This window comes from Microbacterium sp. Leaf436, from assembly GCF_001424715.1.
Lineage (GTDB): Bacteria > Actinomycetota > Actinomycetes > Actinomycetales > Microbacteriaceae > Microbacterium.
Map to the genome: position 1 here is coordinate 642,201 of NZ_LMRB01000002.1, position 12,530 is coordinate 654,730.

Annotated in this window: 13 protein-coding genes; 10 read left to right on the forward strand and 3 right to left on the reverse strand. The window is 70.6% G+C overall.

The window, feature by feature from the left end; all coding sequences use genetic code 11:
* Positions 1-32: 32 nt before the first annotated feature.
* Both rho and prfA read left to right on the forward strand, forming a co-directional pair.
* Complete coding sequence (gene rho / locus ASG45_RS07275) at positions 33-2,324, forward strand: transcription termination factor Rho (protein ID WP_055834830.1); 2,292 nt, start codon at positions 33-35, stop codon at positions 2,322-2,324.
* 32 nt (positions 2,325-2,356) lie between these two features.
* The gene (gene prfA, locus ASG45_RS07280; protein ID WP_055835947.1) at positions 2,357-3,433 is read left to right on the forward strand and encodes a peptide chain release factor 1; all 1,077 of its coding nucleotides are present in this window, start codon (positions 2,357-2,359) and stop codon (positions 3,431-3,433) included.
* A gap of 120 nt (positions 3,434-3,553) precedes the next feature.
* Here the strand turns inward: prfA and ASG45_RS07285 are convergent, their stop codons facing one another.
* The 3 genes from ASG45_RS07285 to cysK are packed head-to-tail and all read right to left on the reverse strand — an operon-like array spanning position 3,554 to position 6,483.
* Positions 3,554-4,957: an amidase gene (locus tag ASG45_RS07285; RefSeq protein ID WP_055834832.1), complete on the reverse strand. Its 1,404-nt coding sequence runs from the start codon at positions 4,955-4,957 to the stop codon at positions 3,554-3,556.
* 16 nt (positions 4,958-4,973) lie between these two features.
* Positions 4,974-5,543: a serine O-acetyltransferase EpsC gene (epsC, locus tag ASG45_RS07290; protein ID WP_055834836.1), complete on the reverse strand. Its 570-nt coding sequence runs from the start codon at positions 5,541-5,543 to the stop codon at positions 4,974-4,976.
* Between the two features lies 1 nt (position 5,544).
* On the reverse strand, positions 5,545-6,483 hold the full coding sequence (cysK, locus tag ASG45_RS07295; RefSeq protein WP_055834839.1) for a cysteine synthase A: 939 nt from the start codon (positions 6,481-6,483) through the stop codon (positions 5,545-5,547).
* Positions 6,484-6,581: 98 nt separating this feature from the next.
* Here cysK and prmC point away from each other — a divergent pair, with 98 nt between their 5' ends.
* The 8 genes from prmC to ASG45_RS07335 all read left to right on the forward strand — a co-directional run bounded on the left by prmC (position 6,582) and on the right by ASG45_RS07335 (position 12,521).
* Complete coding sequence (prmC, locus tag ASG45_RS07300) at positions 6,582-7,469, forward strand: peptide chain release factor N(5)-glutamine methyltransferase (RefSeq protein ID WP_055834842.1); 888 nt, start codon at positions 6,582-6,584, stop codon at positions 7,467-7,469.
* Between the two features lie 39 nt (positions 7,470-7,508).
* Entirely contained in the window at positions 7,509-8,294 is a 786-nt protein-coding gene (locus tag ASG45_RS07305; protein WP_055834844.1) for an L-threonylcarbamoyladenylate synthase, read from the forward strand.
* Positions 8,291-9,445 (forward strand): MraY family glycosyltransferase, encoded by a 1,155-nt coding sequence (locus tag ASG45_RS07310; RefSeq protein ID WP_055834846.1) that lies wholly within the window; start codon positions 8,291-8,293, stop codon positions 9,443-9,445. The genes ASG45_RS07305 and ASG45_RS07310 overlap by 4 nt, the downstream gene beginning before the upstream one ends.
* Complete coding sequence (locus tag ASG45_RS07315; protein ID WP_055834849.1) at positions 9,442-9,903, forward strand: hypothetical protein; 462 nt, start codon at positions 9,442-9,444, stop codon at positions 9,901-9,903. The genes ASG45_RS07310 and ASG45_RS07315 overlap by 4 nt, the downstream gene beginning before the upstream one ends.
* Before the next feature lie 153 nt (positions 9,904-10,056).
* On the forward strand, positions 10,057-10,863 hold the full coding sequence (gene atpB, locus ASG45_RS07320) for a F0F1 ATP synthase subunit A (RefSeq protein ID WP_235560535.1): 807 nt from the start codon (positions 10,057-10,059) through the stop codon (positions 10,861-10,863).
* 43 nt (positions 10,864-10,906) lie between these two features.
* Positions 10,907-11,146 (forward strand): F0F1 ATP synthase subunit C, encoded by a 240-nt coding sequence (gene atpE, locus ASG45_RS07325; protein WP_055834851.1) that lies wholly within the window; start codon positions 10,907-10,909, stop codon positions 11,144-11,146.
* A gap of 29 nt (positions 11,147-11,175) precedes the next feature.
* Positions 11,176-11,730, forward strand: a complete 555-nt coding sequence (locus ASG45_RS07330; RefSeq protein WP_055834853.1) for a F0F1 ATP synthase subunit B — start codon at positions 11,176-11,178, stop codon at positions 11,728-11,730.
* Positions 11,730-12,521 (forward strand): F0F1 ATP synthase subunit delta, encoded by a 792-nt coding sequence (locus ASG45_RS07335; RefSeq protein WP_055834856.1) that lies wholly within the window; start codon positions 11,730-11,732, stop codon positions 12,519-12,521. Before ASG45_RS07330 ends, ASG45_RS07335 begins: the two co-directional genes overlap by 1 nt.
* The last annotated feature ends 9 nt before the right edge of the window (positions 12,522-12,530 follow it).

Here is a 12,530-nt window from a genome sequence, read left to right on the forward strand (position 1 = left end):
ATCTGATCACGTAGCACTTCAGAGGAGCACTCGTGGAGTCCATCTCCGAGACCCAGCCCATCGACGCGCCCGAGGGCGCCGAGACCCCCGCCGAAGAGCAGCCCACGGCTGCGACGCCGGGCGCCGACACCGCGCAGGCCGAGGCCGTCGCCGAGACGACGGATGCCGAGGGCGTCGACGCTCCGGATGCCGCTGCCTCCGCCGCCGCGACCGACGCTGCGCAGCCCGAGGCACTGTTCACCGACGAGGCGCTCGCCTCGGACGCACCGGCCGCCGAGGCCGCGTCCGACGTCGCGGAGCCCGCCGCCGCCGAAGCGCCGGCCGAGGAGCCCGCGCCGGTCGAGAAGCCCGCCCGGGCACCGCGCAAGCGCGCACCTCGCCGCGCGACGACGGCCACCGCCAAAGAGAAGGCCGCCGCCGAGGCCGCTGCGGCCGAAGAGAAGGCTGCGGCTGACGCCGCCGCCGTCGACGCCACCGACGAGGCCGCAGCCGACGCTGCGGTCGTCGAGGCGCCCGCCGCCGAGTCCGCCTCGGACGACGCCGCGACCACTCCCGTGACCACCGCGGCCGATGTCGCCGACGAGGTGGCCGCCGCCGAGGCGACCTCGACCGTCGAGGCCGACGCCCCGACCGCTGACGCGCCCGTCGCTGATGCACCCGCCGTCGACGCACCCGCCGTCGACGCCCCGGCCGCCGACGAGGCCGCTGACGCGTCCGCCTCCGACGCCGACGGCGCAGACCAGGCCGACGAGACCCCCGCCCGCGGCCGTGGCCGCAGCCGGTCGCGCAACCGCAACCGCAACAAGCCCGACGCCGCGGACAAGCCCGAGGCGCAGGCCGCGGCCGCCCCCGCCGACGAGGCCGAGGCCCCGCAGCAGGGTGGCCAGCGCGACAACCAGCGTGACGGTGGTCAGCGTGACAACCAGCGCGACTCGAACCAGCGTGACAACCAGCGCGAGGCCGGGCAGCGCGACAACCAGCGTGACTCGAACCAGCGTGACGGCAACCAGCGTGACGCAGCCCAGCGTGACGGCAACCGTCAGAACGGCCAGCAGGCCCAGCAGCAGCAGGACGGCACGAGCAACCGCAACCGTCAGCGCAACAAGCGCCGCGGCCAGAACACCACGGGCGACGAGTTCGAGACCGAGATCGGCGAGGACGACGTGCTCGTTCCGATCGCCGGTGTGCTCGACGTGCTCGACAACTACGCCTTCGTGCGCACGACCGGCTACCTCTCGGGCCCGAGCGACGTCTACGTCTCGCTCGGCCAGGTGAAGAAGTACAACCTGCGCAAGGGCGACGCCGTCGTCGGCGCGATCAAGCAGCCCCGCGAGGGCGAGCAGCAGGGGCGTCAGAAGTACAACGCGCTCGTGCAGGTGGACTCCATCAACGGCCTCTCGGTCGAAGACGCCGCGACGCGTGTCGAGTTCAACAACCTCACGCCGCTCTACCCGCAGGAGCGCCTGCGTCTCGAGACCGGTCCCGAGAAGCTCACCCAGCGCATCATCGACCTGGTCGCCCCGGTCGGCAAGGGCCAGCGCGGTCTCATCGTGGCGCCGCCCAAGGCCGGCAAGACGATCGTTCTGCAGCAGATCGCCAACGCGATCGCCACGAACAACCCCGAGGTCCACCTCATGGTCGTGCTCGTCGACGAGCGTCCCGAAGAGGTCACCGACATGCAGCGGACCGTTCGCGGCGAGGTCATCGCCTCGACGTTCGACCGCCCGGCCGAAGACCACACCACGGTCGCCGAGCTCGCCATCGAGCGCGCGAAGCGTCTGGTCGAGCTCGGTCGCGACGTGGTCGTGCTGCTCGACTCGATCACCCGTCTCGGCCGCGCCTACAACCTGGCCGCGCCCACCTCGGGCCGCGTGCTCTCGGGTGGCGTCGACGCGTCGGCGCTGTACCCGCCGAAGCGCTTCTTCGGTGCCGCGCGCAACATCGAGAACGGCGGATCGCTCACGATCCTCGCCACCGCGCTGGTGGAGACCGGCTCCAAGATGGATGACGTGATCTTCGAGGAGTTCAAGGGCACCGGCAATAGCGAGCTGCGCCTGAACCGTCAGCTCGCCGACAAGCGCATCTTCCCGGCGGTCGACGTCAACGCGTCGAGCACGCGTCGCGAAGAGATGCTCCTGTCGAACGACGAGGTCAAGATCACCTGGAAGCTCCGCCGCGCGCTGGCCGGTCTCGAGCCCCAGCAGGCCCTCGAGGTCGTGCTCGGCAAGCTCAAAGAGACCCAGTCGAACGTCGAGTTCCTCGTGCAGATGCAGAAGTCGATCCCCGCGCCCGCGCGCGGCGGTGACGACAACAGCATCCGCTGATCCGACCGGGAGTCGCGATGTCGGTACCCGCGATGTTCGAGTCGGTGCGCAGCCTGCTCGACGAGCACAAAGCCGTTCAGGAGGAGCTCTCCGACCCGGCGGTGCACGCCGATGCGGTGCGCGCCAAGCGGGTCAACCGGCGCTACGCCGAGCTCAGCCGCATCGTGCACGCGTACGAGTCCTGGGTCACGGCATCCGATGATCTGGACGCTGCCCGGGAACTCGCCCGCGAGGACCAGGCGTTCGCCGACGAGGTGCCGGCACTGGAGGAGCGCGTCGTCGAGACGCAGGAGCGTCTTCGGCGCCTTCTCATCCCGCGCGACCCCGACGACGCCCGCGACGTGATCATGGAGATCAAGGGCGGTGAGGGCGGGGCCGAGAGCGCCCTGTTCGCCGCCGACCTGCTGCGCATGTACCTGCAGTACGCGGCATCGATGGGGTGGAAGACCGAGATGCTCGAGCGCACCGAGTCCGACCTCGGCGGCTACAAGGACGTGCAGGTCGCGATCAAGGGGTCGTCGAGTGATCCCGCGCAGGGTGTGTGGGCGCACCTCAAGTACGAGGGCGGCGTGCACCGCGTGCAGCGGGTGCCGGCGACCGAGTCGCAGGGGCGCATCCACACCTCGACGACCGGCGTGCTGGTGTTCCCCGAGGTCGACGAGCCCGAAGAGGTCGGGATCGACCCCAACGATCTGAAGATCGACGTGTTCCGCTCGTCGGGACCGGGCGGCCAGTCGGTCAACACGACCGATTCGGCCGTGCGCATCACGCACGTGCCGACGGGGATCGTCGTGTCGATGCAGAACGAGAAGTCGCAGCTGCAGAACCGCGAGGCCGGCATGCGCGTCCTGCGCGCCCGCCTGCTCGCCAAGCAGCAGGAGGAGCGCGACGCGGTCGCCGCCGACGCGCGCAAGTCGCAGATCCGCGGCATGGACCGCTCCGAGCGCATCCGCACCTACAACTTCCCCGAGAACCGCATCGCCGACCACCGCACCGGGTACAAGGCCTACAACCTCGACCAGGTGATGGACGGCGCCCTCGGCCCGATCATCGAGTCGGCCATCACGGCCGACGAAGAGGCGCGTCTGACGGCACTGGCCGGCGAGTGACGCCACCGCGCCGCGGCCCGAACTCCTGACGAATCGGCGATCCGGCGACTCCGCTCGCGCCGGGCGCCGGTGCGACACGAGAGTCATAGGAGTTCGGCTCGCCCGCCGGCCCCGAGATGCTCAGGCGTCCCACACCGGGGGGTGGGGGAGTGCTCCGCGGCGGTCCTCGAGCTGAGCGGCGAGGGACAGCAGCACGGCTTCGCCGCCGGGGCGACCGACGAGCTGCACCGAGACCGGGTGCCCGGCGGCATCCGTCGTCACCGGCAGCGTCAGGGCCGGGAGCCCTGCGACGTTGACGAAGCTCGAGTACGGCGCGTACTCGACCTGCATCGCGAAAGTGCGTTCGGGATCGTGCCCCGCGTAGGAGCCCACGGGCTGGGGAGCCTGCGCCAACGCGGGGGTGAGCACCGCGTCGAACGCGGCGAAGTCGGCGATCGTGCGCCGTTCGAAAGCACGCGCCGAGGCGAGACCTCCCAGCAGGTCGAGCGACGACAGTCCGCGTCCCTCGCGCACGAGCCACGCCGTCAGCGGCTCGACCAGTGTCATGTCGTCGTCGCTGAGGGGGATGCGCGCGGCGCTCGCGCGCCACAGCACGTGGAAGAGCGACGCGTAGCCGAACGGATGCCAGTCGGCGTCCTCGACGTCGTGCCCGGCGTCGGCGAGCCAGGCGGCGGCCGTGTCGTAGGCCGAGCGTGCATCGGGATCGAGGGTGATGTCCTCGTCGTCGTCCCACGGCGAGACCGTGGTGACGCCGATGCGGAGCGGGCCCGGGTCGCGCCGTGCGGCGTCGACGAACGGGCCGGTGCCGGGGGCGGCCGTGGCGTAGGTGAACGGGCCAAGTCCCACCAGGGCGTCCAGCAGCAGTGCCGCGTCTTCGACGCTCCGCGCGATCGGGCCGGTGACCGACAGCCCGTCGGGGGAATCGAAGCCCGAGCCGATCGGCAGCCGTCCGCGCGAGGGCTTGAGCCCGACGACGCCCGTCGTCGCCGACGGGATACGGATCGATCCGCCACCGTCGGACCCCACCGCGGCGGGCAGCAGCCCCGCGGCGACCGCGACGGCGGCGCCGCCGCTCGAACCGCCCGCGCCCGCCGAGAGGCGCCAGGGATCGCGGGCCGGCGCGTGGATGAGGGGTTCGGTGAAGCCGGTGAGGCCGAACTCGGACGTGCTCGTCTTGCCGAGGTTCACCGCGCCCGCGGCGTCGAGCGCCTCGGCCAGCGGATCGGACGTCGAGGGGACGAGATGGGTGCGGGAGCGCGAGCCGTACCGCGTCGGCACCCCGGCGCGGGCGACGAGGTCCTTGTCGGCGAGGGGGATCCCCCACAGCGGACCCCGGGTGGGGGAGGCCGCGACCTCGCCGGCTCGGCGGAGCGCGGCATCCGGGGTCACCTCGGCGAACGCCCCCAGATCCGCGAACCGCCGGATGCGGGCGAGGTAGTGGGCGGCGAGGTCGGTGGGCGAGAGATCACCCGCGCGCAGCGCTGCGACCTGCGCGGCGAGGGAGAGATCGTGCAGCCGCGTCATGAGTGGAGGCACCGCGTCAGATCGAGTACTCGGGCGCGGTCAGCAGGGCGCGCGTGTCTTCGCCGCTCCGTCGCGAACGCGCCGTGGCCGGAACACCGACCAGCACGCTGCCGGCGGGGGCGTCGCGCGTCACGACGGCGTTGGCCCCGACGACGGAGTGCGCACCCAGGGTGATCGGGCCGAGCACCTTCGCTCCGGCTCCGACGGCGACGCCGTCGTGCAGGGTGGGATGCCGCTTGCCGCCCTCGCGCTGACGACCGCCGAGCGTGACCCCGTGATACAGCATCACGTCGTCGCCGACCTCGGCCGTCTCGCCGACGACGACACCCATGCCGTGGTCGATGAAGAAGCGTCGGCCGATCGTGGCGCCCGGGTGGATCTCGATGCCGGTGAGCCACCGGGTCACCTGCGACAGGGCCCGCGCCGGGAAGCGCAGGCCCTGTCGCCACAGGCGGTGCGAGACGCGGTGCATCCACACCGCGTGCAGGCCCGGGTACAGCAGGGCGATCTCGAGCCCGCTCCGGGCTGCCGGATCACGGAGTTTGGCGGCGGCGACGTCTTCGCGGATGCGGGAGATGGCCCCCACGTCAGTCTTCGCGCAGGTGCTCGTACAGGGCCGTCGAGAGGTACCGCTCGCCGTACGAGGGGATGATCACGACGATGTTCTTGCCGGCGGCTTCGGGGCGGCGGGCCACCTCGAGAGCCGCCCAGATGGCGGCACCCGACGACATGCCGACCAGGATGCCGTCTTTGGCCGCGGTCTCGCGGGCCAGACGGATCGCGTCGTCGAACTCGACGTCGATGACCTCGTCGATGATGTCGCGGTCGAGGATCGCGGGCACGAAGTTGGGACCGATGCCCTGGATCTTGTGGGGTCCGGGGTGGCCCTTGGTGAGGACGGGCGAGTCGGCCGGCTCGACGGCGACGATCTGCACCCCGGGCACGCGCTCTTTGAGCACCTGGCCGACGCCCGTGATCGTGCCGCCCGTGCCGATGCCGGCCACGAAGTAGTCGACCTTGCCGTCGGTGTCGCGCAGGATCTCTTCGGCCGTCGTCTTGCGGTGGATCGCCGGGTTCGCCTCGTTCTCGAACTGGCGGGCCCAGACGGCTCCCGGGGTCTCGGCCACGATGCGCTTGGCCTCGTCGACGGCGTGCGACATGCCCTTGGTGGGGTCGGTCAGCACGAGGTCGGCGCCGAAGGCCTTGAGCAGGATGCGACGCTCTTTCGACATCGACGCCGGCATCGTCAGGATGACCTTGTAGCCGCGGGCCGCGCCCACCATCGCGAGGGCGATGCCGGTGTTGCCGCTGGTGGACTCGACGATCGTGCCGCCCGGCTTCAGCTCGCCCGAGGCTTCGGCCGCGTCGACGATGGCGATGCCCAGGCGGTCCTTCACGCTGGAGGCCGGGTTGTAGAACTCGAGCTTGGCGAGGATCTGCGCGTCGGTACCCTCCGCCACGCGGTTCAGTCGCACGAGCGGCGTGTCGCCGAACGCGGAGGTGATGTCGGAGTGGATGCCGGGCATGGCTCGCCTTTCGCCGTCGATCAGAACCCCCTCATTTTAGGCGAGGCCACCGACGTCTTCGGCCGTATGACGCCGCGCGACTAGGCTGGGCTCCCGTCATGCCAGAGACCGTCCCCGCCCCCGCCCCGCCGTCGGTCGCCGACGTCGTCCGCGACACCGCCCGGCGCTTCGGCGCAGCCGGAGTCCCCGACCCGCAGGTCGATGCCGAGCTGCTCGTCGCGCACGTGCTCGACTCCTCTCGCGGGGGAGTGCAGGCCGCCGCCATCCGGGGCGATCGGATGCCGCCCCCCGCCGTCGCGGCCCTGGCGCCGCTCGTCGACCGACGCTGCGCGCGCGAACCGCTGCAGCACCTGACCGGTCTCGCGCCCTTCCGCTCCCTGGAACTGGCGGTCGGGCCGGGCGTCTTCGTGCCGCGACCCGAGACCGAGATGGTGGCGCAACTGGCGATCGATGCGTTGCGCTCCGTGGCATCCGAGAGTCCGATCGCCGTCGACCTCGGCACGGGCAGCGGCGCGATCGCGCTCGCGATGGCCACCGAGGTGTCGCACGCGCGGGTCTTCGCGGCCGAGAACTCGGTCGACGCCTACATCTGGACGAAGCAGAACGTCGCCCGCATCGGCGCGCACAACGTCACGCTTGCCTTCATCGACCTCACCGACGCGTTCCCCGAGCTCGACGGCACGGTGTCGGTCGTGGCATCCAACCCGCCCTACGTGCCCGACGACGCGATTCCCCGCGACCCGGAGGTGCGGTTGTTCGATCCGCCGGCAGCGCTCTACGGCGGACCCGACGGATTGGATGCCGTGCGGCAGCTGAGCCGCGTGGGTCTGCGTCTCGCCCATCCCGGCGGCTCGATCGTCATCGAGCACGGCGAGTGGCAGGGAGCGGCCATCCGCGACATCCTCACCGCCGACGGCTGGCGCGCGGCGGCGACGCACCCCGACCTCACCGCCCGGGACCGCGCGACGACGGCCGTACGCCCCTGACCATGATCGGCCGCGCGCGCGACTAGACTGGCGCGCGTTATGTCACCCGTCTACGACTGCCGTGACGAGTCGCAGCTGCTTCCCGGAATGCGCCACGCGCGTCAGGCGATCGGCCGAGGCGAACTCGTCGTGCTCCCCACCGACACCGTCTACGGAATCGCCGCCGACGCGTTCAATGCGCGCGCCGTCGCGGGACTCCTCGAGGCGAAGGGCCGCGGCCGCCAGCAGCCGCCGCCCGTGCTCGTCGCGGGCGTCGGGACGCTCCGCGCCCTCGTCGCCGAGATCCCGCCCGCGGTCGACGACCTCGTGCGCGAGTTCTGGCCCGGGGGTCTGACCATCGTGCTGCCCGCCCAGCCCTCGCTCTCGTGGGATCTCGGCGACACCCACGGCACGGTGGCCGTGCGCATGCCGGCCCACAAGCTCACCCTCGAACTGCTCGAAGAGACCGGTCCCCTCGCCGTCTCGAGCGCCAACCGCACCGGCATGCCCGCCGCGGTGAACATCGACTCCGCGCACGACATGCTCGGCGACAGTGTCGCGGCCTACCTCGACGCCGGGGTGAGCGAGACCGGCATCGCCTCGACCATCGTCGACGCGACCACCCTGGTCGGGGGAGCGGAGCCCCGGGTGCGCGTGCTGCGCGAGGGGGCGATCTCGCGCGAGCGCCTGCGCGAGGTGCTCGGCGACCTGCTCGAGCCCGACCCGGTCGACGACCGCGACGTGACCCCGTCCGCTCCCGTGTCGCTCGACACCCCCTCGTCGTCCGACCCCGCGCCGCGGGCCGACGCTCTCGAGACCCCGGATTCCGAGGCGCCGGGTCCGTGACCCAGTACCTTCTCACCATCCTCTTCACGGCAGCGGTGACGCTGGCGCTGTCGTGGGTGGTGTGGAAGCTCGCCCTGCGGTTCAAGCTGTACCCCGGGATCCGCGATCGCGACGTGCACAAGACGCCGACCCCGCGCCTGGGCGGGGTCGCGATGTTCCTCGGCGTCGTGGCCGCCTTCGCGCTGTCGAGCCGCAACCCCTACTTCTCCATCTTCTGGACCGACCCGGTTCCAGTGCTCTCGCTGCTCGGCGCGGTGCTGCTGATCGTCCTCGTCGGTGTCGCCGACGACCTGTGGGACCTCGACTGGATGATCAAGCTCGGCGCGCAGTTCATCGCCGCCGGGATCATCGCCTGGTTCGGCCAGTTGCAGATCCTCTCGCTGCCGATCGGCGCCCTCACGGTCGGGTCGAGCTGGGTGAGTTTCCTGCTCACCGTCTTCGCCCTCGTCGTCGTCATGAACGCCGTGAACTTCATCGACGGGCTCAACGGTCTGGTCGCGGGGGTCTGCCTCATCGCCAACGGGGTCTTCTTCGCGTACTCGTACCTGCTCGTGCGCGACACCGGCGCCAGCACCTACTTCAACCTGGCGTCGTTCATCGCGGCGGTGCTGGTGGGGGCCTGTCTCGGGTTCCTCCCGATGAACTGGACGCCCGCCAAGCTCTTCATGGGCGACGCCGGGGCGCTCATGCTCGGTCTGCTCATGGCGAGCTCGGCCATCGCGATCACCGGGCAGCTCGACCCCGCCGTGCTCGACCCCGAGAAGATCGGGCGATCGCAGCTGCTGGGTGCGTTCATCCCCATCCTGCTGCCGGTCGTGATCGTGCTGCTTCCCCTGCTCGACTTCGGGCTCGCCGTCGCGCGGCGCCAGTGGGCCGGACGCTCGCCGTTCTCGCCCGACCGCAAACACTTGCACCATCGCATGCTCGACATGGGTCACACCGATCGCGATGCCGTGCTCATCTTCTACAGCTGGACCGCCGTGGTGAGCCTGGCGTTCCTGCTCATGTACATCGGCACCCAGCAGAGCTGGCCCGGCGACTACGCCTTCGGCATCGTCTTCGGCATCGTCGGCGTCGCCGCCTGCGTGGTGCTCACCCTGCTTCCGTCCCGGCGCTTCGCGCGTCGCCCCGTCCGTGAGGAACCGTCATGACCGCCCCGCTCTCCAGCACCCCCGTTCTGCGCGCCGCCCTGATCTGGTCGGCGGTGGTCGCGGTGGTCGTGCTCGTCGTCGCCGTCGGGGTCGGCGCTCTCGTCGCCGGGGGTGACGGAGCGCTCAGCGGGGGAGTGGGAGCCGCGGTGGGCGCCATCTTCCCGGCGCTGACGGCCGTGAGCATCCTCGTCGCCAACCGCTTCTACGGCCACCCGTCGTGGCTGCAGATCTTCTTCGGCGTCGTGCTGGGCGGGTGGCTGCTGAAGTTCGTGCTCGTCATCGTGGCCTTCCTGGTGCTGCTGCGCCTGGAGTGGGTGGTGGCGCCGGTGTTCTTCTTCGCACTCCTGGCTACGGCCGTCAGCTCGCTCGTCGTGGACCTCGTCGTCATCTCGCGCATGCGTCTTCCCGCGGTCTCCGAGACCGTCCTGCCGACGCACAGTGATCCCAATGAGGTCTGACCACACTCGGATGCCGCAAATCCACCGATCTTTGATACTGTGTTCATACGCACCTCGGCCGGTGTGCGGCGGTAACGCCGAGGCCCCGGGGAGAGACGTTTCCCACCCTCCCCGAACCGCTTCGTTGCGGCTCGAGAAGCTGGAGCCACCCCGTTGACTCAGGCGAATACGATCGCGCACATCGTTGCTGACGCGAACACATTCCACCCCCCGTCCATCTCGGACTTCTTCCCGCCCGAACTGCTGTTCGCCGGGACGCCGTTCGCGGTCACGCGCATCACCGTCGTGCAGCTGCTCGCCACCGCGGTGATGGTTCTCATCATCGTCGTCGGCACGCGCCGCATGACGGTCGTGCCCGGTCGCTTCCAGAGCGTGATGGAGCTCGGCTTCGGATTCATCCGCGAGCAGATCGCCTTCCAGGTCCTCGGCGAGAAGGACGGCAAGCGCTTCCTTCCGCTGCTGACCGCGATGTTCTTCACGATCCTCGCGCTCAACCTCACCGGTGTCATCCCCGGACTCAACATCCCGGGTACCTCGGTGGCCGGAGCACCGCTGGTCTTCGCCCTGACCGCGTACGTCGCATTCGTCTACGCGGGCATCCGGCGCCACGGCGTGGGTCACTTCCTGAAGAACTCGCTCGTGCCGAGCGGTGTGCCTGTCTACCTCGTGCCGATCATCGCGATCGTCGAGCTGATCTCGGTCTTCATCGCACGGCCCGTGTCGCTCTTCCTCCGACTGCTGCTGAACATGATCGTCGGGCACCTCATGCTCGTCCTGTTCTTCTCGGCCACCCAGTTCTTCTTCTTCAGCTTCAACCTGCTCACGCCTCTCGCTGCGGGAACGCTGGCCCTCGGGTTCGCGTTCACCCTCTTCGAGGTGTTCGTGGCGCTGCTGCAGGCCTACGTCTTCACGATCCTCACCGCGGTCTACATCCAGCTCGCGGTGGCGGAAGAGCACTGACGACCAGCCGCCCGGCTGTTCGCCCTACGAAAGGAAACCCTCAGTGGACGCAACGACGATTCTCGCTCAGGTCACGGGCAACATCGCGACCGTGGGCTACGGTCTCGCTGCCATCGGCCCGGCCATCGGTCTCGGCATCATGATCGGCAAGACCATCGAGTCGACCGCCCGTCAGCCCGAGCTCGCCGGCCGCCTGCAGACCACCATGTTCATCGGTGTCGCATTCATCGAGATCCTCGCGCTGATCGGCATCGCCACGCCCTTCATCTTCGGCGCGCTCTGATCCACCCGATCCCCGAGTAAGGAGACAGGATGCTTCAGGCTCTTGTCACGGTCGCAGCCGAGGAAGGCTCCAGCGGTAACCCGCTGCTGCCGGCCATTTACGACATCACCTGGTCTGCGGTCTGCTTCGTCATCATCGCCTTCGTCGTGTGGCGCGTCGCGCTTCCGCGCGTCGGCGCGGTGCTGGATCAGCGCAGCACGGCCATCGAGGGCAACATCGCGAAGGCCGACGAGGCTCAGCGCAAGGCCGAGGCCGCTCTCGAGGAGTACACCGCGCAGCTCGCCGCCGCTCGCAAAGAGGCCGGCGAGATCCGCGAGTCCGCTCGTGAAGACGGTCGCAAGATCGTCAACGAGGCCAAGGACACCGCGTCTCTCGAAGCGGCTCGTCTGACCGCCGCGGCGCACACGCAGATCGAGGCCGAGCGTCAGACCGCTCTGGTGTCGCTGCGCGCCGAGGTGGGCACGCTCGCCGTCGACCTCGCCGGCAACGTCATCGGGGAGTCCCTCTCCGACGACGCGAAGGCGCAGGCCGTGGTCGACCGCTTCCTGGCCGACCTCGAGGCATCCGAGAAGGCGGCCAAGTAATGGGCAGCGCGACCACTCAGGCGCGGGCAACCGTCGCCGGCGCCCTCGGCGCCGCGAGCGGTGTCGACCTCGACGTCACCCGCGAGCTCTTCGCCGCGGCACGCACCGTGGACTCGTCGTCGCACCTGAGCGGCGCGCTGGCCGACTCGTCGGCGCCCGCTTCGGCGCGGGCCGACGTGGTCACGGCCGTGTTCGGCCCGTCGTTCGCTCCGACGACGGTGGCGCTGCTGCGCTCCGTCGTCGAGCAGCGCTGGTCGAGCGTCAGCGACCTGATCGACGGGCTCGAAGAGCTCGCGATCCGTGCCGCCGCCGTGGCCGACACGCAGAGCGACGTCGAGGGGGAGCTGTTCCAGTTCTCGCGCACCGTCGCCGCCAACGGCGAACTCGAGCTCGCGCTCGGCAGCCGTGTGGGCGAGCCCGCCGCGAAGGGCGCGCTCGTCGCGTCGCTTCTCGAGGGTCGCGTCAGCGCCGCCACGGTGCTGGTCGCCTCGTCGCTCGTGCAGCAGCCCCGTGAGCGTCGCGTGCGTTCGCTCCTGCGGTGGGCCGAGCGGCTCGTCGCCGAGCAGCGCGGTCGCGTCGTGGCCACGGTGCACGCCGTCGCCCCGCTCAGCGAGGCGCAGGCGACCCGTCTGCAGAACGCCCTCGGCGCCCGGTACGGCGCCGTCGTGACCCTCAACACGGTCATCGACCCGACGGTGGTGGGTGGACTGCGCGTGCAGATCGCCGACGACGTCATCGACGCGAGCGTCTCGGCGCGTCTCGCCGACCTGCGGCAGCGGATCGCAGGCTAAGACTTCCCG